The sequence below is a fragment of the Bisgaardia hudsonensis genome, from assembly GCF_004345785.1.
Taxonomy (GTDB): Bacteria; Pseudomonadota; Gammaproteobacteria; order Enterobacterales; family Pasteurellaceae; genus Bisgaardia; species Bisgaardia hudsonensis.
Map to the genome: position 1 here is coordinate 54,714 of NZ_SLXI01000002.1, position 21,726 is coordinate 76,439.

General features: G+C 34.4%; 14 protein-coding genes. 12 read left to right on the forward strand and 2 right to left on the reverse strand.

What is annotated here, in order from left to right; genetic code table 11:
* Positions 1-20 precede the first annotated feature (20 nt).
* The 11 genes from lolD to hrpA all read left to right on the forward strand — a co-directional run bounded on the left by lolD (position 21) and on the right by hrpA (position 19,120).
* The gene (lolD, locus tag EV697_RS02960) at positions 21-707 is read left to right on the forward strand and encodes a lipoprotein-releasing ABC transporter ATP-binding protein LolD (RefSeq protein ID WP_132022433.1); all 687 of its coding nucleotides are present in this window, start codon (positions 21-23) and stop codon (positions 705-707) included.
* Positions 707-1,957: a lipoprotein-releasing ABC transporter permease subunit LolE gene (gene lolE, locus EV697_RS02965; RefSeq protein WP_132022436.1), complete on the forward strand. Its 1,251-nt coding sequence runs from the start codon at positions 707-709 to the stop codon at positions 1,955-1,957. The genes lolD and lolE overlap by 1 nt, the downstream gene beginning before the upstream one ends.
* A gap of 109 nt (positions 1,958-2,066) precedes the next feature.
* Positions 2,067-3,152, forward strand: a complete 1,086-nt coding sequence (aroG, locus tag EV697_RS02970) for a 3-deoxy-7-phosphoheptulonate synthase AroG (RefSeq protein ID WP_132022439.1) — start codon at positions 2,067-2,069, stop codon at positions 3,150-3,152.
* 141 nt (positions 3,153-3,293) lie between these two features.
* Positions 3,294-4,685: a replicative DNA helicase gene (locus EV697_RS02975; protein WP_236824053.1), complete on the forward strand. Its 1,392-nt coding sequence runs from the start codon at positions 3,294-3,296 to the stop codon at positions 4,683-4,685.
* 15 nt (positions 4,686-4,700) lie between these two features.
* Positions 4,701-5,780, forward strand: coding sequence for an alanine racemase (gene alr, locus EV697_RS02980; protein ID WP_132022443.1), 1,080 nt, complete (start codon positions 4,701-4,703; stop codon positions 5,778-5,780).
* A 209-nt stretch (positions 5,781-5,989) separates the two neighbouring features.
* Positions 5,990-7,636, forward strand: coding sequence for a glucose-6-phosphate isomerase (gene pgi / locus EV697_RS02985; protein WP_132022446.1), 1,647 nt, complete (start codon positions 5,990-5,992; stop codon positions 7,634-7,636).
* 811 nt (positions 7,637-8,447) lie between these two features.
* Complete coding sequence (locus tag EV697_RS02990) at positions 8,448-13,139, forward strand: YadA-like family protein (RefSeq protein ID WP_132022449.1); 4,692 nt, start codon at positions 8,448-8,450, stop codon at positions 13,137-13,139.
* A gap of 229 nt (positions 13,140-13,368) precedes the next feature.
* On the forward strand, positions 13,369-14,259 hold the full coding sequence (locus EV697_RS02995; protein WP_165906469.1) for a Dyp-type peroxidase: 891 nt from the start codon (positions 13,369-13,371) through the stop codon (positions 14,257-14,259).
* A gap of 75 nt (positions 14,260-14,334) precedes the next feature.
* Entirely contained in the window at positions 14,335-14,787 is a 453-nt protein-coding gene (locus tag EV697_RS03000; protein ID WP_132022455.1) for a DUF441 domain-containing protein, read from the forward strand.
* Positions 14,788-14,796: 9 nt separating this feature from the next.
* Complete coding sequence (locus tag EV697_RS03005; protein ID WP_132022457.1) at positions 14,797-15,189, forward strand: DUF423 domain-containing protein; 393 nt, start codon at positions 14,797-14,799, stop codon at positions 15,187-15,189.
* Positions 15,190-15,199: 10 nt separating this feature from the next.
* On the forward strand, positions 15,200-19,120 hold the full coding sequence (gene hrpA / locus EV697_RS03010) for an ATP-dependent RNA helicase HrpA (protein ID WP_176672792.1): 3,921 nt from the start codon (positions 15,200-15,202) through the stop codon (positions 19,118-19,120).
* Between the two features lie 212 nt (positions 19,121-19,332).
* On the opposite strand, the gene EV697_RS03015 is transcribed toward hrpA, so the two are convergent.
* On the reverse strand, positions 19,333-19,611 hold the full coding sequence (locus EV697_RS03015) for a hypothetical protein (RefSeq protein ID WP_132022460.1): 279 nt from the start codon (positions 19,609-19,611) through the stop codon (positions 19,333-19,335).
* A gap of 304 nt (positions 19,612-19,915) precedes the next feature.
* On the opposite strand from EV697_RS03015, the gene EV697_RS03020 reads away from it, so the two are divergent.
* Positions 19,916-20,779 (forward strand): BRO family protein, encoded by an 864-nt coding sequence (locus tag EV697_RS03020; protein ID WP_132022462.1) that lies wholly within the window; start codon positions 19,916-19,918, stop codon positions 20,777-20,779.
* 114 nt (positions 20,780-20,893) lie between these two features.
* Here EV697_RS03020 and fghA read toward each other — a convergent pair whose 3' ends face one another.
* Positions 20,894-21,724: an S-formylglutathione hydrolase gene (gene fghA / locus EV697_RS03025; RefSeq protein ID WP_132022465.1), complete on the reverse strand. Its 831-nt coding sequence runs from the start codon at positions 21,722-21,724 to the stop codon at positions 20,894-20,896.
* Positions 21,725-21,726 lie beyond the last annotated feature (2 nt).

Below are 21,726 nucleotides of genomic sequence, written 5' to 3' on the forward strand. Positions count from 1 at the left end.
TTAACTAAGATACAATAATTATGAATACAAATATATTATTAGAATGTCGAAATATCAGTAAGTTTTATCAAGAAGGAACGACACAAACTCAAGTATTAAAAGATGTTAATTTTTCTATAAATAAAGGAGAGTTAGTGGCGATTGTGGGGAGTTCTGGCTCTGGTAAAAGCACGTTGTTACATACTTTAGGGGGGCTAGATAAACCCTCTAGTGGCGAAGTTTTTTTAAGAGGGCAATCACTACAAAAAGTCAGTAGTAATGCACTTGCTAGGTTACGTAATGAAAATTTAGGTTTTGTATATCAATTTCATCATCTTATGGCAGATTTTTCTGCATTGGAAAATGTAATGATGCCAATGTTAATTGGCAAAAAAGATAGAGAAGAGGCACTATCAAAAGCAGAGAAAATGTTAAGTGCGGTTGGATTATCTCACAGAATTTCCCATAAACCCTCAGCATTATCAGGCGGGGAACGTCAACGTGTTGCTATTGCAAGGGCATTAGTCAATGATCCTGCTTTAGTATTAGCGGATGAGCCGACAGGAAACTTAGATCATAAAACAACGGAAAGTATTTTTGAATTAATTAAAGAATTAAACGAACGACAACATATTGCTTTTTTGCTTGTTACTCATGATTTAGGTTTAGCCAAAAAGTTATCTCGTTGCTTAACAATGCGAGATGGTGTATTAAGTGAGAATGAATAATGAATACTCCTTTTTTTATTAGCTGGCGTTATCAAAGAAGTAAACAAAAAAATCGTTTAGTTTCGCTCATTTCTGCATTTTCAAGTATTGGCATTGCACTTGGTGTGGCGGTGTTAATCATTGGATTAAGTGCGATGAATGGTTTTGAACGAGAATTAAATCAACGTATTTTAGCTATTGTTCCTCACGTTGAAATATCTGCTTATCAAATAAATGGCGATGAGCGATTACAAACTTGGCAAAATCTAGCCGCACTTTTAAAAGAAAATCAAGAGATAGAAGCGGTGTCACCTTTTGTTACCTTTACGGCATTAATCGAAAATGGTACAAAATTAAAAGTTGCTCAAATAAAAGGTGTGAATAAAGCGTCTCAAGATAATGTAAGCCAAATTGGTAATTATGTATTGAATGAAGGCTGGCAACATTTTGCTCAAGACGGGGGATTAGTGCTTGGTGCCGGAATTGCTAAAGATCTTGGCGTTACGGAAGGAGATTGGGTTACGCTATTGCTGTCTCAAAATAATGAGGACAATAAATTTGCACAGCCTATTCGCCAACGTATGCGAGTAAGTGCTATTTTACGTTTAGATGGGCAACTAGATCATAGCTATGCTTTAATGCCACTTGAACAAGCTCAAGTGTTTCTTAATTATAATCAAAATGAAGTAACAGGATTAGAATTAAAAGTAAAAAATCCTTTTATGGTGAATGAGATTTATTATGAAGGGCTAGAACGTTATCCGCAGATGTTATCTGCTGAAAATTGGATAAGTAAATTTGGGTATATGTATAACGATATTCGCTTAATTAGAACGGTAATGTATATTGCAATGGTACTAGTGATTGGCGTGGCTTGTTTTAATATTATTTCTACTTTAATTATGGCGGTAAAAGATAAACAAGGTGATATTGCAATAATGAGAACCTTAGGTGCAAATGATCATTTTATTCGAAAGATTTTTATTTTTTATGGTTTACAAGTTGGTATGAAAGGTTGCCTTATTGGTATAGTATTAGGTATTGTTTTAGCGTTAAATTTAACGGAAATCATTCGTAGTATTGAATGGTTATTGAACAAAAAATTATTGTCAGATGGTATTTATTTTGTGGATTTTTTACCAAGTGAATTACATTGGCAAGATATTGTATTAGTGTTTATTTCTGCTTTAGTTTTAAGCTTATTAGCAAGTTTATATCCTTCAAACCGAGCGTCAAAATTACAGCCAGCTCAAGTTTTAAGCAGTTATTAGTAAAATATTAAATTTATCTGAAAAATTAAGTTTGCTAGAAAGTATATTTATGATAGATTTCTATTATGAACTATTATAGTAGTACAATAAAAATTAAGGTGAGTAATTTATGACAAATAGTAAGCAAAAATTATATATTGAAAATGATGATAAAAGAATCAATAAGATTGAACAAGTTTTACCACCTGTTGCATTATTAGAAAAATATCCAGCGAGTGCGATTGCGGCAAAAACAGTGAGAGAAACACGCCAAAAAATACATAATATTATTCATGCTCAAGATGATCGATTATTAGTTGTCGTTGGACCTTGTTCTATTCATGATCCTGTTGCTGCGATTGATTATGCAAAACGTTTGCAAGAGTTAAGAGAGAAATATAAAGATACACTTGAAATTGTGATGCGTGTTTATTTTGAAAAACCTCGAACCACAGTTGGTTGGAAAGGGTTGATCAACGATCCTTATTTAAATAATTCCTATGCGTTGAATGATGGTTTACGCATTGCAAGAAAGTTACTTTCGGATATAAATGATCTTCAATTACCAACAGCAGGTGAATTTTTAGATATGATAACTCCACAGTACCTTGCTGATTTTATGAGCTGGGGAGCAATTGGAGCAAGAACAACAGAATCTCAGGTTCATCGTGAATTAGCTTCCGGATTATCCTGTGCGGTTGGTTTTAAAAATGCCACGAATGGCAGTGTACGTATTGCATTAGATGCGATAGGCGCAGCGGAAGCACCACATTATTTCCTTTCCGTCACTAAATTTGGAAATTCGGCTATCGTTTCAACAAATGGTAATGAAGATTGTCATATTATTTTACGAGGTGGTGATCAAGGACCTAATTATTCTGCTAATGATATTGAAAAAGTTTGTACGGATATCAAAAAATCTGGTCGTATTCCACATCTTATGGTGGACTTTAGCCATGCTAATAGTAATAAACAATTTAAAAAACAAATTGATGTATGCGAAGATATTTGTCAACAGATTAGTGGTGGTTCTACATTTATTTTTGGCGTGATGATTGAAAGTCATTTAGTCGAAGGAAGACAAGATATCTGTGTCGATAAACCTTTAGTCTATGGACAGAGTGTTACCGATGCTTGTATTGGTTGGAATGATACGGAATTAGTATTAGAAAATTTATCGAATGCAATTTTAGCAAGACGCCAAAAAAATAATTAATTTTTTGAATAATAAACATTCATAAGTGCGGTTATTTTTGACCGCACTTTTTTATTTTCTATTTCTGATTAAATATTACGGTAATTTGTTATATCATATAAAGCAATTTCTATAAATGATACTCATTGAATGGCAAAACAAATGTCTAAAACAAATCATCAAGTAAAAGAAAGCAAGTTTGAACACATATCAACTCCTCCCCATTCTATTGAAGCTGAACAAGCAGTAATAGGCAGTTTATTATTAAGTGATAGTTACTGGGATGCCGTTAGCGATATTTTGATTCCTGAAGATTTTTATAGTTTTGAACATAAAATGATCTATCAAGAAATAGCAAGTTTGTTTGCTCAAAATAAAGCGGTCGATTTATTGACTCTTGATAATGCCTTAAAGTCTAAAGAATTAGATGAAAAAGTAGGCGGTTTTGCTTATTTAGCTGAGCTACATCACAATACTACTAGTGCTGCAAACGTTGTTGCTTATGCCAATATTGTACGAGATAAGGCAATATTGAGAGAATTAATCGCAGTCGGTAATCGTATTGCTAAAAATGCCTATTTACCGAAGGGACAAGACGTTAAAGAAATTCTTGATGAGGCGGAAAAAGATGTTTTTTCTATCGCAGAAAAACGTACATCTTCTCAAGAAGGACCTGTTAATGTAATGAATATTCTTATGAATACTGTGGATAAAATAGAACAGTTATCAAAAAATAAAAGTAACACAGGGATTACTGGTGTTTCCACAGGTTTTATTGATTTAGATAAAAAAACAACGGGATTACAGCCTTCAGACCTTATTATTATCGCAGCAAGACCTTCAATGGGTAAGACTACATTTGCAATGAATTTATGTGAAAATGTCGCCCTAGCAGCAGAAAAACCTGTTCTTGTCTTTAGCTTAGAGATGCCCGCAGAACAAATTATGGTGCGTATGATTTCCTCACTTTCCCGTGTAGAACAAAATAAATTAAGAACAGGACAGGGGCTTGATCAAAAAGATTTTGCTAAGATTGGTAGTACATTAGGTTTATTTGAGAAAAAACCAAATCTATATATTGATGATTCTTCAGGTTTAACGCCAACTGAATTACGTGCGAGAGCAAGGCGTGTTTATCGTGAACACGAAGGGCTAAGTTTAATTATGGTGGATTATTTACAATTAATGCGAGCCCCGGGTTTTTCAGAAAATAGAACCTTGGAAATTGCTGAAATTTCTCGATCTTTAAAATCATTAGCAAAGGAATTAGAAGTACCAGTAGTAGCACTTTCTCAGCTGAATCGTACTCTTGAAAATCGTGCAGATAAACGTCCGATTAATTCAGATTTACGTGAGTCAGGCTCAATCGAGCAAGATGCCGATTTAATTATGTTTATTTATCGTGATGAGGTATATAACGAGAATTCAGAAGAGAAAGGTATTGCAGAGATAATTATTGGTAAACAGCGTAATGGACCTATTGGAAAAATAAGATTAAGATTCCAAGGGCAAATATCTCGTTTTGAAAATTTAGCAAAAGCAGAAGAATATTAGAGGTAAAAAGTATAAATGGACGTAACTCCCGCAACGGTAAAAATTAGCTCTGTTGCATTAAAACATAACATACAAATTATTAAAGAAAAAGCACCTAATAGCAAAGTGATCGCGGTTGTTAAAGCGAATGCTTATGGACATGGTGTTGAATTTGTTTCTAGTGCGATTGAACATTTAGTGGACTGTTTTGGTGTCGCTCGTTTAGCCGAGGCATTGCGTTTACGTTCAAATGGCATAACAAAGCCTATTCTATTATTAGAAGGTTTTTTTTCAGAGAAAAATTTACCAATTATTGCCGTGAATAATATTCAAACGATTATTCACAATCAAGAACAGCTTGAGGCATTAAAAACAGTTAATTTGCCAAATAAAATTAAAGTATGGCTTAAAATTGACACCGGAATGCACCGTTTAGGTGTCGATTTAGATCAAGTGGATGATTTCTATCAACAGCTAAAAGACAATCCAAATGTCGATGATGAAATTGGTTTTGTGAGTCATTTTAGTCGAGCCGATGAATTAGAATCGGATTATACTCATATCCAATTAAATCGCTTTTTATCTGCGGTAAAAAATCGAGGTGAATGTAGTATATCTGCCTCTGGTGGTATTTTGTTTTGGAAAGAGGCACATTTAGATTGGATCCGACCGGGAATTATTATGTATGGGGTTTCTCCAAATAACGTACCAAGCAAAGAATATGGATTAATCCCTGTGATGACACTCACCTCATCTTTAATTGCAGTTAGACATCATAAAAAAGGCGAGCCAGTGGGTTATGGCGGGGCTTGGATTAGTGATAAAGACACTAAAATTGGCGTGGTTGCCATCGGTTATGGGGACGGTTATCCAAGAGATATGCCAGAAGGTACACCAGTTTATATTAATGGCAGACGAGTTTCAGTAGTAGGACGAGTGTCAATGGATATGATGACTGTTGATTTAGGCTTAGCATCTCAAGATAAAGTCGGTGATGAGGTCATTTTATGGGGAAAAGAATTACCATTAGAAGAAATTGCCCAAAAAAGTGGCTTATTAAGTTATGAACTGATTACTAAATTAACACCAAGGGTTTTAACAGAATATATTGATTAACCTCTATTTTTAAAGCAGTGGTAACACTGCTTTTTCCTTTTGCTTACTTTTTAAAAAACTTTCCAAAAAACAACCGCACTTTTATTCGTAAAAATAACAAAAATTAAAAAATGTTGATTTAACTTAAAGATTTGATCACCCTTACCTTAACTAATACGACGATTTAGTATATTATTCTTATTAATTATATTAACAACAAGGGTATAACAATGAAAAATATTAATCCAACAACAACAACTGCTTGGAAAGCCTTAGAACAACATAAAGCGACTCTCGCACAAACAACTATCCAAGATTTATTTAATCAAGAAAGTGATCGCTTTTCACAATATTCTCTTAATTTTAATGAGCAAATCTTAGTCGATTTTTCTAAAAATAATATCAATCAAGACACTTTAACATTATTACGCCAGCTAGCAAAAGAATGTGCGGTATCAGAAGCCACCGAAGCAATGTTTACTGGTGAAAAAATTAACCGTACAGAAGATCGTGCCGTATTACATACTGCACTTCGTAATCGTGCTAATACGCCAGTATTTGTGGACGGTAAAGATGTGATGCCAGAAGTGAATGCCGTATTAGCAAAAATGAAAGCATTTTGTGAACGAGTGATTTCAGGTGAATGGAAAGGCTACACGGGCAAAGCCATTACCGATGTTGTGAATATTGGTATCGGTGGATCAGACTTAGGACCTTATATGGTAACAGAAGCCTTACGTCCTTATAAAAATCACCTAACGATGCACTTTGTTTCTAATGTTGATGGTACGCATATTGCCGAAACTTTAAAGAAAGTAACCCCTGAAACCACTTTATTTTTAGTGGCATCAAAAACATTTACCACACAAGAAACGATGACAAATGCAATGTCTGCTCGTGATTGGTTCTTGGCGAGCGCAAAAGAAGAAGCGCATATTGCCAAACATTTTGCCGCACTTTCAACAAATGCAAAAGATGTGGCTAAATTTGGTATTGATACTAACAATATGTTTGAATTTTGGGATTGGGTAGGCGGTCGTTATTCTTTATGGTCAGCAATCGGTTTATCTATTGCCCTTTCAATCGGTTTTGACAACTTTGTGGAATTATTAAAAGGTGCACACGAAATGGATAACCATTTCCGTACAGCACCAATAGAAAAAAATATCCCAACAACTTTAGCTTTAGTAGGATTGTGGAATACCAACTTCTTAGGGGCAGAAACCGAAGCAATTTTACCTTATGACCAATATTTACATCGTTTTGCCGCTTATTTCCAACAAGGTAATATGGAATCAAACGGTAAATATGTAGGACGTGACGGTAAAGTAGTGGATTACCAAACTGGTCCAATTATTTGGGGAGAGCCGGGTACCAACGGACAACACGCTTTCTATCAATTAATTCATCAAGGTAAAAGTTTAATCCCTTGTGATTTTATTGCCCCTGCACAAACGCACAACCCATTATCCGATCATCACAGTAAATTACTTTCTAACTTCTTTGCACAAACCGAAGCCCTTGCTTTTGGTAAAACAAAAGAAGAAGTGGAAGCAGAATTTGTGAAAGCAGGTAAATCATTAGATGAAGTGAAAGAGATTGTGCCATTTAAAGTATTTACTGGTAACAAACCAACTAACTCAATTCTCTTGCAAAAAATTACACCATTTACTTTAGGTGCATTGATTGCGATGTATGAACATAAAATTTTTGTACAAGGTATAATCTTTAATATTTATAGCTTTGACCAATGGGGAGTTGAGTTAGGTAAACAGCTAGCTAACCGTATTTTACCAGAGCTTGCAGATAACGAAAAAGTGACTAGCCACGACAGTTCGACTAACGGCTTAATCAACCAATTTAAAGCATGGCGTTAACATTTAAATAGCCTTGCATTAACTGATAAGCAAAAATCCTTATTCGAGAAGAGTAAGGATTTTTTGTTTTATTAGTAGCCATTTTCTCCAACAAAAAACAACAATATTCAGATGAATAGTGCCATCTCGGATAAAGGCTAATTATTATACGCTACATTCCCTTTTTCTCGTATTTTGTGTTTCTATTAAATAACAAACTGGGTAATAAAATATGAGATCCTTCTTCCTTGATAATAAAAGTATTTCCGCATATATTGTTAATTATATAAATGAATATCAGAATGGAAGTGAAGCAATCGCAAGGCAATTCAGAATTATTGATTTTACAAATAGAAATATAACAAGTTGAATCTATATCCGATTATATTTTATTCAAACTTCAAGATATTATTGCAAGGATTTTACAAAATTAGTAGAATGTTATCTCATCATCAGCCACTTAAATCTTAATGGTGCTTTCTTTTTTATGCTGATATTCGATAATAGAAACGTGGCTTGTGATTAAAAAATAGTACGTCGCACCTAAAATCAATTATTTATTATATTAGTTTTTGTCATAGTTTATGTTGCATAATTTTAATTGAGTTGATTGAAATGGTAACACGGGAATAATGCCTAATAATCCCTGTGCTATATTTAAAAACATATGCTGATTTTTATCAAAATATGTTTTATTTCTTTTGACATAAATAAATTATGTGATTATGATCTATGCTGGATTATTTTTATTTAAAGATTGATGTTTTTAATGCAGAATTGAAATTATCTAAATAACAATAATTATTATTATCTATTTTCGTAAGGATTTTTTATGAACCATATTTACAAAGTTGTTTTCAATAAATCAAAGGGTGTATTCACCGTTGTTTCTGAAAACGCTAAATCAAGATGCAAATCAACAAAACGTTCAGTTTTGACTAAAGGAGAGGTGGATTCAACTTCATCTCAGTTAAAATATAAGTTAGGGCTAGTTGCTTTAAGTGTTATGTTGGGGTTATCACCAATCGCAGCAAACGCTTCTATTGCAATTAGTAAGACAAAAAATACAAATACAAGCACTGGAGCAGTTGATAACAACAACAACGATGAGTATAAGGCAAAATTCGCAGGCGATCAATTTGATGGCGATGCCTCCCTTAACTATCATAACCCAGGTAATCCATATTATGATAAAGATGTTGCGGAACCAGAAAAGAAAAATCTTCATTCTCCTGATGGCAATAAAAAAGCAGGACAGACAATCGCAATCGGTCGAGATGCTAATCCTGTAAGAGGTAAGGGAAAAGCCAACAATGGTGGGACTACAGAGTATGATGTAGGCTCAGGTATTGCTATTGGGGATTTCTCTAAAGCGACAGGGGGACTCTCTATTGGATTAGGGCATTTTTCTCAAGCAACAGAAACTGGGGCGATTGCTGTAGGTACTTCTAGTTTAGCCTCAGGCTTTAACTCCCTTGCGCTAATGCGCCAATCAGCAGCAACTGATGATTATGCGATAGCATTAGGAACTACTTCTTATGCTCAAGGCAAGGGCAGTTTAGCAGTTGGATTTTCATCACAAGCCGTAGGAACACAATCAATTGCAATTGGTAGCGCTACCGCTGTGAAGAAAGACTCTGAAGGTGCGGATGCAAAAGTTGCAGGTTTTGATAAGATAACTAATACAGTTGCAACAGGTGACTACGCGATAGCATTAGGCGCACAATCGAAAGGCGAAGGTAAATCATCAGTAGCGCTAGGTAAGGAATCAATAGCTAAAGAAGAATCATCATTAGCGCTAGGTACATCATCTAAAGCTGAAGGTAAATCGTCAATAGCAGTAGGATTATCATCAATAGCTAAACAAGAATCAGCAGTAGCGTTAGGTAAGGAATCAAAAGCTGAAGGTAAATCGTCAATCGCAGTAGGTTTATCATCAGAAGCTAAAAAAGAGTCATCAGTAGCACTAGGTTCGAAATCAAAAGCTGAAGGTAAATCGTCAGTAGCAGTAGGTTTATCATCACAAGCTAAAGAAGAATCATCAGTAGCGTTAGGTGAATCATCTAAAGCTGAAGGTAAATCGTCAATCGCATTAGGTTTATCATCACAAGCTAAAAAAGAGTCATCCATCGCTATTGGTAATAAAGCAATTGTTGATAATAAAAATAGTGTCGCTTTAGGGGCAGGATCTAAAGACAAAGCGGTGGATCTTAAAACTGCAACAGCAACTGTCGGAGAATTTACTTACTCTGGTTTTGCAGCAGTGCAAACAACACAAGATAATGGTGTGGTGTCTTTAGGCGATAAAGGTAAAGAACGTCAATTAGTGAATGTGGCAGCTGGTGCAATTAAAGCAGATTCAACTGATGCTATTAATGGTTCACAACTTTATTTTGTAGCGAAGACGATTACGGATAATATACCTTTTGAATATAAGAATAAAGATGGATCAAAAGTTCGTAAAGAGGGTGATAAATACTATACAGTGAAAACTGACGGAACATTAGATAAAAATAATCCAGTAGATGAAAAAAATGTAGTAATAAATGCAAAAGGTGAAACACCACAAACGGTATCAAATATCGCAAGTAATTTACCTGTAGCAGATGATAAAGGTCTTGTAACTTTAGATGGTAAAAAAGTTGCAGTAGCAAAACCAGATGAATCTAAATTAGCGAAGATTAAAAACAATGCAGCCACAGTTGAAGATGTCTTAAATACAGGCTTTAACCTTCAAAGCAATGGCGAAGCGAAAGACTTTGTTAAAGCTTATGATACTGTAAACTTTGTAGATGGCGTAGGTACAAAAGTTTCAGTTGAAAGTGATGGCGTTAAATCGACAGTTAAATACAGTATTGATAATGGCAAACTTTCTACTAATACTAATGGTGTAGCAGAGGTTGATATTCAAGACGAGATTGCTAAGGCAAAAGATGCGGTAACTAAAGCACAAGCGGCAGCAGAAGCGGATAAAACTAACGTTGGTTTACAAACTAAGTTAAAAGAGGCGAAAGCATTACAAGCTAAGTTACAAGAAAAAGCTGAAAGTAAAAACGTTGCTACAAAAGCTTTAACATCTGCAGAGACAGCATTGAATGCAGCTAAAGATAAGTTAAAAGCAAATCCAGAAAATGCAGCATTGAAAAACGATGTATTAGCAAAACAAAAAGCTCTTGAAACAGCTGAAGCTAAATTACAAGAAGTGGCAAAAGATATTAATGCTATTCAAAATGATAAAGTAGCGACAGTTAGCAATGTAATAGATGCTATTAACGAATCATCATTTAATGTGACTTCAGGTAAGGAAGGAACAGGAGAAGTGAGTGGAACGAAGGTTGATAAAGTAAAAGCTGGTAATACAGTAACCTTTAAAGCTGGAGACAACTTAAAACTTGTTCAAGATGGTAAAAACTTTACTTATTCATTGAAAGATGAAGTAGCACTTACAGATAAAGATGGTAATAAAACTGTTATCAATGGTAATGGATTAACGGTCACACCGAAAGATGCGACTAAAAAACCAGTATCTTTAACAAAAGATGGTCTTGATAATGGTGGAAACCAAATTGTTAATGTAGCGGCTGGTACTAAAGATACTGATGCGGTTAATTTAAGTCAGTTGAAAGATTTAGATGCAAAATTTACGGATAATAGTCCATTTGAATACCTAGATGGAGATAAAAATAAAGTCGTAAAATTAGGTGATAAATTCTATCCAGCTGGAACAACATTAGATGCAAAAGGAAATCCAGTGAAAGATGGAAAACCCGTTAAGCCTGCAGAAAATGTTGTGATTAATGCCAAAGGTACAACACCACAAACAATATCAAATATTGCTAGCAATTTACCAGTAACAAATGATAAAGGTAAAGTGTTAGATAAAAATGGTAAGCCAACAAATGTAAGTGTTGAGAAACCAAATGATGCTAAATTAGCGAAGATTAAGAACAATGCAGCAACTGTTGAAGATGTCTTAAATACAGGCTTTAATCTTCAAGGCAATGGCGAAGCAAAAGACTTTGTTAAGGCTTATGATACTGTTGACTTTGTAGATGGCGTAGGTACAAAAGTTGCCGTTGAAAGTGATGGTGTTAAATCAACTGTTAAATACAGTATCGATAAAGGCACAATTACCGCAGTAGATGGAAAATTAGTTGGAACATCAGAAGCAGATAAAGCGAAAGCAAAAGATGCTTTAGATGCGGCAAAAGCAGCTGTAGATGCAGCGCCTAATGATGAAGCTAAAAAAGCAGAATTGGCAAAAGCACAAGCGAAAGTTGATGCAATAAACAATAAAGTTGCAACAGTTGAAAATGTTGTCGAAACGGTGAATACGATAGTAGATAGAGGAAGTATTTCAACGAGAGATGACGGTATAGCTGTGGCAGATGTTAAACCAACTGCAGCGATTGAAGCTAAGGAAGAAGAGTTACTTAATGCAATAAATGAATTAATGACTTTAGAAGCCGCAGGTGAAGATACCTCTACAGTTGAAAGTAAAGTTGCACAAATCAAAGAAGACTTACAAGAACTTAAAGATAATAGTTCTGTAAATCAATTAGCGACAGTGAAAAATGTTGCAGATGCGATAAACAATTCGTCATTTAATGTTGTAGCTGGAGCGGAAGGTACTGGTGTTGTTGAGAATAATACAAGTGAGAAAGTGAAAGCTGGCGATACAGTAGCATTAAAAGCTGGAGATAACTTAAAACTTGTTCAAGATGGTAAAAACTTTACTTATTCATTGAAAGATGTTGTGACACTTACAAATAAAGATGGTACAGCAGGAGTAGCTCTAAATGGTAAAGATGGCACTATCGGTCTTAATGGTAAAGATGGATCAGATGCAACTATTGGTGTTCAAGCAGGTAAAGCAGGTTTAGATGGAGCAGAGGGTACGACTAAGACTCGTATCGTTTACGAAACTAAAGATGGAACCAAGGAAGAGGTGGCAACACTTAATGATGGCTTAATTTTTGGTGCAGATTCTGGTACAGAATATAAAGCTAAACTAGGCAGTAAAGTTAATGTTCAAGGTGATGGAACTAATATCTCTACTAAAGTTGAAGGTAATAATATTAGTGTTAAATTAAGCAATAACATTAAGGTTGATGGTGCTACTATTGCTAAGAATTTTGTTGTTCAGAATGGGGCGACAATTAATTTAGGTAATAATGTAGTAAACAATGTTGCTGATGGTGAAGTTAGTGCAACCAGTAAACAAGCTATCAATGGTAGCCAGTTGTATAATGTGCAGTCAAAAATTAATGGCCGTATCAATAAAGTTGATAAAGACTTAAGAGCAGGGGTTGCAGGTGCTATGGCAACTGCTGGATTACCTCAAGTATATACTCCAGGTAAGAGTATGGTAGCTGTTGCTGGTGGTACTTACCAAGGTCAAAATGCAGTTGCTCTTGGAGTTTCTCGAATCTCTGATAATGGTAAGGTTATTATAAAATTATCAGGTAATGCCGATAGTCGTGGTAAGTTTGGTGCGACAATTGGTGCAGGATATCAATGGTAATTTGAGAATTAATTAAAGTAATTTAGTTTACTTAGTTTAGCCCTACTGGATATTTGTTTTATAGCAAATATTTGGTGGGGCTAATTTTTTGTATGTAATAATTAACATTTTCTATTAGTAAATTCTATTAGTAAAATAGTGAAAATTATTTTTATAAAATTGAAAAGATATCCATTAAAATGGTATGATCATTAGAATTTTATTGGAGGATATAATGGGGAATAAAAAAGTGATTGCACAAAGTGGTGTTTTGTTAGAAGGAATGAAAGCAGCAGTTTTTTTAGAGGCTAAAATTAATGATTTTTCAACTATTCCCAATGCAGCGAGATTACTTTGTGAAAGAACAGAACAGTTACAAAAAGAATTTCCAGATGCATATTTAGGTGTTGTCATTGCATTTGGACATGAGGCTTGGAGAGCGTTAGCTGGTGCAGAGAGTGCATCAGAGTTAAAACCTTTTGTTACTTTAGGGAAAGGTAATTTATCGGCACCATCCACACAATGTGATTTATTGGTGCATATTCAATCTTTACGCCCTGATGTTAATTTTTCAGCTGCGATGGCTGCAATGCAAGTTTTTGGTCCATCAATTAGTGTAGAGCAAGAAATTCATGGTTTTAGATGGATTGAGGAACGTGATTTAACTGGTTTTGTTGATGGTACTGAAAATCCGCAAGATGAAGAACGTGCAGTAGTCGCTTTAGTTAATGAAGGGGTTGATGCTGGTGGTAGTTATGTATTTACCCAACGCTATGAACATGATTTACCAAAATGGTCTAAATTAACCGATGCGAAGCAAGAAGATGTTATTGGGCGTACAAAACCAGATAGTGTGGAGCTTGATGACGTGCCAGCGACTTCTCATGTTGGTCGAGTGGATGTGAAAGAGAATGGTAAAGGTTTAAAAATTCTTCGTCAAAGTTTACCTTATGGATTAGCAAGTGGTAAACATGGCTTATTCTTTGTGGCATACAGTGCAACTTTATATAATATTGAGCAACAATTATTAAGTATGTTTGGCGAGAAAGATGGGCAAACTGATCGTTTGTTAGGTTTTACTAAAGCAGTAACAGGTAGTTATTATTTTGCACCGTCTTTAGCACAATTAAAAAATTTGTAATTTTATGCAATTTATTTCATAAGAATCATTACCCCAAATTTTGGGGTAATTTTGTTTAAAGGCTAAGGAGATATCGTGTCATTACAATTTAATTATATTGCAGTATTACTGGTACTTTTAATCTTATTAGGAATACTTAGTAATAATAGCTCCATTACTATTTCTGGGACAATTTTGTTGTTAATGCAACAAACTTTTTTAGCCAAATATATTCCATTTATGGAAAAATATGGGGTAAATATTGGCATTATTATTTTGACGATTGGTGTACTTAGTCCTATTGTATTAGGGAAAATACAAATTCCTAATTTAACTGCTTTTTTAAACTGGAAAATGTTTTTAGCGATTGCTGTGGGCGTGTTAGTCGCTTGGTTTGGTGGGCGAGGGGTGAATTTAATGGCATCACAACCTATGTTAATAACAGGTTTATTATTGGGGACGATTCTTGGTGTGGCATTTATTGGTGGTATTCCAGTGGGGCCATTAATCGCCGCAGGTATCCTTTCCCTTTTTATTGGTAAAGTATAGGATAATAGAATGAAAAATAAATGGTTATTTATTACCGCACTTAGTGGTTTTTTAGCTGTCGCACTTGGTGCATTTGCCGCCCATAGTTTGCAAAAAACATTATCACCTCAAGCACTTGCGTGGATTGATACTGGTTTGAAATATCAAGTGTTTCATACATTAGCTTTAATGGTACTAGGCGTATTACAAGTAGTTGTTAATAATTCAGAAAGAACCTTAAAAATTAACGCTACACTAAATATAATTGGTACGTTTTGGTTATTGGGAATGCTACTTTTTAGTGGCAGTTTATATGCCCTTGCTTTTGGTGTGGAAAAATCAGTTATTTGGTGGATAACACCTGTTGGTGGAACATTATTTTTAATCGGTTGGTTAGTGCTAGCTTATAAGGCAATAAAATAGTTAATCATTTATGAAAACAGCAATTAACAAGAATTTTAAAAGATCGGTATTTACTCCATTACAAAAAAAATTATTATCTGAATTAAAGGAGATAATGATCGTTGATCAACGCCGTTTATTTGGGCGTATTAAAGGTATTCAGAATATAAAAAATGAACAAATACGAGAGGCGGTAGTCGCTGAAATTCAACAACAAATTCAAGTGGCACAACAACGTTTAGCCTTGCGTAAAAGTGCGGTACAAAAAATTGACTATCCTGAGGATTTGCCAGTTAGTCAACGAAAAGCCGAAATTTTGAAGACTATTGCTGAAAATCAAGTGGTTGTAATTGCGGGAGAAACTGGCTCGGGAAAAACAACACAATTACCGAAAATGTGCCTTGAATTAGGTTTAGGGCAAAAAGGGTTGATAGGACATACCCAACCTCGTCGAATTGCCGCTCGTTCTGTTGCTAATCGTATTGCCGAAGAATTAAAAACAGAATTAGGGGGGATTGTTGGTTATAAGGTTCGCTTTAATGATCAAATTAGCGAGCAAACGCAAATAAAATTAATGACTGATGGTATTTTACTTGCGGAGATTCAATCTGATCGTTTTTTAAATCAATATGATACATTAATTATTGATGAAGCCCACGAACGTAGTTTAAATAATGATTTTATTTTAGGTTATTTAAAACAATTATTAAAAAAACGTCCTGATTTAAAAGTGATTATTACTTCTGCGACGATTGATGTAGAGCGTTTTTCAACGCATTTTAATAATGCGCCTATTATTGAAGTATCAGGTCGAACTTATCCTGTTGAAGTGCGTTATCGTCCCATTGACCTTGAAAAAGATCAAGATCAACTACAAGGAATTTTAGATGCCGTTGATGAGCTGCAAGCAGAAGGACGAGGCGATATTTTAATTTTTATGAATGGTGAACGTGAAATTCGTGATACCGCAGAAGCATTACAAAAACAAGAATTACGCCATACGGAAATTTTACCGCTTTATGCGCGGTTATCTGCTCAAGATCAAAATAAAATTTTTCATCCCTCTGGATTAAATCGTATTGTACTTGCTACAAACGTAGCCGAAACCTCGTTGACTGTGCCGGGAATTAAATATGTTATCGATCCTGGTACGGCAAGAATTTCTCGTTATAGTTATCGTACCAAAGTGCAACGCTTGCCAATAGAACCCATTTCTCAAGCTTCGGCAAATCAGCGAAAAGGGCGTTGTGGGCGTGTATCGGAAGGGATTTGTATTCGTTTATATTCGGAAGAAGATTTTAATTCTCGCCCAGAATTTACCGATCCTGAAATTTTACGCACTAATTTAGCTTCCGTTATTTTGCAAATGACGGCATTAGGGCTAGATGACATCGATGCTTTTCCATTTGTTGATGCTCCAGATAAACGCAATATTCAAGATGGGATTAAGTTACTAGAAGAGCTAGGGGCATTTCATTTTGTTAAAACAAAATTGGGTGAAAAACGTCAATTAACAGAAGTTGGGCGTAAACTAGCACAATTACCAGTTGATCCCCGTTTGGCAAAAATGCTTTTAAGTGCGGTTGATTTTTCTTGTTTATATGAAGTGATGATTATTGTCGCAGGGCTTTCTATCCAAGATCCAAGAGAGCGACCACAAGAAAAACAACAAGCCTCTGATGAGAAACATCGCCGTTTTGCCGATAAAAAATCAGATTTCTTAGCATTTTTAAATTTATGGAAATTTATTCAAACGCAACAAAAAGAGTTATCAAGAAATCAATTCCGCCGATTATGTCAAAAAGATTACCTTAATTATTTGCGTATTCGAGAGTGGCAAGATATTTATCATCAAATTCGTTTAACGGTTAGGGAATTAGGTTTACCGATCAATTCTACACCAGCAGAATATCCACAAATTCATACCGCACTTTTAAGTGGTTTGCTTTCTCATATTGGTATGAAAGAGGCGGAAAAACATCAATATCTTGGGGCAAGAAATGCGCACTTTGCAATTTTCCCCAATTCAGTATTATTTAAGAAACAGCCAAAATGGTGTATGTCGGCAGAATTGGTGGAAACTTCAAAACTTTGGGGACGAATGGTCGCAGATATTGATCCGCAATGGATTGAGCCATTAGCACAACATCTAGTCAAAAAATCCTACAATGAACCTCGTTGGGCAAAATCTCAAGGGGCAGTGATTGCCGATGAGAAAGTAACCTTATATGGTATTCCTATTGTCGCAAGCCGTTCGGTAAACTATGGCAGAATTGATCCAGTTGTTAGCCGAGAGATTTTTATTCAGTCGGCATTAGTGGAAGGAAATTGGCATACAAAACATAAATTTTTTCATCAAAATAGTCGGTTAATTCGTGAAATCGAAGACTTAGAACATAAAAGTCGTCGCCGAGATATTTTAGTTAATGATCGTACTTTATTTGAGTTTTACGATCAACGAATTGGCACAGAAGTGGTTTCACAACGTCATTTTGATAGTTGGTGGAAAAAAGCAGAGAAAAAAGATCCTGAATTACTGAATTTTGAAAAGTCCTTTTTAACGAATGATGAAGCAAAAGTTAGCGAGCTTGATTTTCCTAATTTTTGGTATCAAGGTAATATAAAATTTAAACTGACTTATCAATTTGAGCCAGGTACAGAAGCAGATGGCGTAACGGTACATATTCCTTTACCTTTATTAAACCAAGTGGAAATGACTGGGTTTGATTGGCAAATTCCTGGTTTACGCAAAGAGTTAGTGATTGCTTTAATTAAGTCATTACCAAAATCTTTACGCCGTAATTTTGTTCCTGCACCCAATTATGCTGAAGCATTTTTAGGGCGAGCCGAGCCTTTAGCAAAACCTTTGTTAGAGAGCTTAATTTATGAATTACGCCGTATGACTGGCGTTGAAGTCGATTCAGAATATTGGCATTTAGCCGACATTCCGAGTCATTTAAAAATGACTTTTAGAGTGATTGATGATAAAGGGCGTAAAATTGCAGAAAGTATGGATTTGGACGAGTTAAAATTCCAATTAAAAGAAAAAGTGCAAGAAATTATTTCAGCGGTTGCGGATGATAATATCGAGCAAACGGGTATTCATATTTGGAATTTTGATCATTTACCTCAATTTTACGAACAGAAAAAACGTGGTTTTACAGTAAAAGCCTATCCAGCGATTATTGATGAAAAAGAATCCGTTGGGATTAAATTATTTGAAACAGAATTTGAACAGTCTGTGGCAATGCGACAAGGGTTACGCCGTTTGCTGTTACTTAATGTTCCCTCTCCAATAAAATATTTACACGAAAAATTGCCGAATAAATCAAAATTAGGTTTATATTTTACACCATTTGGACGGGTAATGGATCTGATTGATGATTGTATTGCTTGTGCAATAGATAAATTAATTGATGATTTTGGTGGGTTTGTTTGGAATGAAACGGATTTTGAAAAATTACGAGATTTTATTCGTGAACATTTAAATGAAATTACGGTTGATATTGCCCAACAAGTAGAACGAATTTTAACCTTAACCTTTGAATTAAATAAACGCTTAAAAGGAAAAATGGATTTTACGATGGCGTTTGCTTTATCAGATATAAAAAATCAAATAGCAGGGCTAATTTATCCTGGGTTTGTTGAAAATACAGGTTATCAACGTTTGCCAGATATTCAACGTTATTTACAAGCCGTTGATAAACGCATTGATAAATTAATGCAAGATATTAATCGAGATCGAGCTTCAATGTTACGTGTTGAACGGGTATCAAAATCTTATCAGCAGTTACTCGGAAAACTACCAAAATCAAAACCAATTTCTGATGAGATTTTGGAAATTCGTTATATGATTGAAGAATTACGAGTGAGTTTATTTGCACAACAACTTGGTACAAAATACCCTATTTCAGATAAACGTATTGAAAATTTAATTGATAGCTTAGGTTAAAAATAAAAAACTTAGTGCTGTATTATGCTAAGTAGATTTAACATAAAAGTGCGGTAATATTTTTATTTGTTTTAAAACAATAAAAAATTTGACCGCACTTTTTTATTATTAATTTGTTTGATTAATCATTTTTATAATGCGTAAATATATAGTATCTGCTGGGCTATTATTAAGGAGAATTTATTTGGGAAAATCAAATAAAGTTGTTGTCCTTAATATTTACCAAATAATCTATCCCACTTTTCTTTTTTAGTTAGTACTGGATTACGTAAAATAGCAACAATCCAAATAATACAAAATACTAATGGGATTCCTGGTAGGATAAGAGCATACAATAACCCACGATAATACTCGTCATTTAAGGGAATTAAATCAATTAAATGAGATCCAAAATAACAATAAGTGACACCAATAACACCAAGTAAAACAAAGATAAATATTCTCTTTAAGCCTATCATAGCTAGTACGAAAAAAGTTGTAAATTCTTCCATTTATACCCCCAATATTCATTGAGCTACTTTATCAAATTTATTTGTAATTTCAATAAAAATCATTTTATTATCAATTTGTTAAAAAGATTCCAAATAATCAAGGTAATAAGGAATAGTGCGATTGTTTTAATGTGTTAGCAATAAAAGGTAATTTTAAATAATTTAAGTGCGGTAATATTTTTATTTGTTTTAAAACGATAAAAAATTTGACCGCACTTTTTTATTATTAATTTGTTTGATTAATCTGTTTTGATAATGTATAAATATACAGTATTTACTGAAATATTATCAAGGAGAATTCATTTTGGAAAATCAAATAAAGTTGTTTGAAGACAGTCAAATCCGCTCTGTTTGGGATAATGAAAAAGAAGAATGGTATTTCAGTGTGGTGGATATTGTAGGGCTATTAAGTGAGAGTAAAAATCCAAGGGATTATTGGTATCGTGTAAAAAAAAGAATGACAGAAGAGGAAAAAAGTGAGTTGTCGACATTTTGTCGACAGCTGAAACTTAAATCATCTGATGGAAAAATGTATGCAACTGATGTAGCCGAAATGCAAGGAATTTTCCGTATTATCCAATCTATTCCATCGCCTAAAGCGGAGCCGTTTAAAATATGGTTAGCTGAAGTGGGTAAAGAGAGAATTGATGAAATAGTTGATCCTGAATTAATCATTGATAGGGCATTAGCTACTTATTTACAAAAAGGTTATTCAAGAGAATGGATTAATCAACGGTTACAAGCTATTCAAGTGCGAAAAGAATTGACGGATACTTGGCAAGATCATGGGATTACTGCAGGAAGAGAGTATGCTATTCTCACCAATGAGATTTCAAAAGCATGGAGCGGTATGAGTACAAAGGAATATAAAGTACTTAAAGGATTAAAGAAGCAAAATTTAAGGGATAATATGTCCACAACGGAACTGATTTTAAATATGCTTGCAGAAACTGCGACTAAAGATATTACGAATGTTTCTCACCCACAAGGGCTAGAAGAAAATAAAAAAGTAGCACAACGAGGAGGAAATGTGGCGAAAGTTGCAAAAGACACTTTAGAATCAGAAACAGGTGTACCTGTTATCACTTCAAAAAATGCTCTTGATTTTGCTCAGCTGATTTCTGATGTAGTAAAAAATATTCCAAATAATCAAGATGATAAAGAATAGTACGATTGTTTTAATGTGCCAGTAATAAAAAAGTAATTTTATAATAATTTAAGTGCGGTAATATTTTTATGTGTTTTAAAACGATAAAAAATTTGACCGCACTTTATTTTTATTTTATTTGCTTAAATTTTTAGCGTGGAATTTTATGTGATCTTCTATGAATGTCGCTATAAAATAATAACTATGATCATAATTATCTTGATAACGAATAGTTGTATTTATCCCCATTTTTTTGCAAGCATCAGCAAACATTTCAGGCTTGAGCTGCGCTGGATAGAAAGGATCGGCTAACCCTTGATCAATAAGAATTTCATTCGCTACTTTACCAGATAGAATAAGTTGCATCGGATCGTATTGCTTCCAATCGTCTTTATTGTTACCTAAATAGGCAGTAAAGGCTTTTTCTCCCCAAGTTACAATACTTGGTGTGAGAATAGGGGAGAATGCCGAAACACTTTGATAAATGTCAGGATTTCTAAGTGCTAACACTAATGCACCCAAACCTCCCATAGAATGCCCAAAAATTCCTTGTTTTCCATTGGTATTAAAATTTTCTTTGACTATTTGACGTAATTCGTTGGTAATGTAGTCATACATTTTAAAATTTTTCATCCAAGGCTCTTCAGTGGCGTTTAAATAAAAGCCTGCGCCTTGACCTAAATCATAGTTTGGATCATCGGCTATATTTTCACCACGGGGACTGGTATCTGGTGCAATAACAATAATACCTAGTTCTTCAGCATAGCGTTGAAAACCTGATTTTGTTGTGAAATTTTGCTCATTACAGGTTAAGCCAGATAAAAAATATAACACTGGGCAAGGTTCAGTTTCCGCTTTACTGGGAATAAAAGCAGAAAATGCTATTAAACAATCCAGCGTATTAGAATGATGTTGCCAAACTTGTTGGCAACCCCCAAATATTAAATGGGATTCTGTTTTTTTCATAA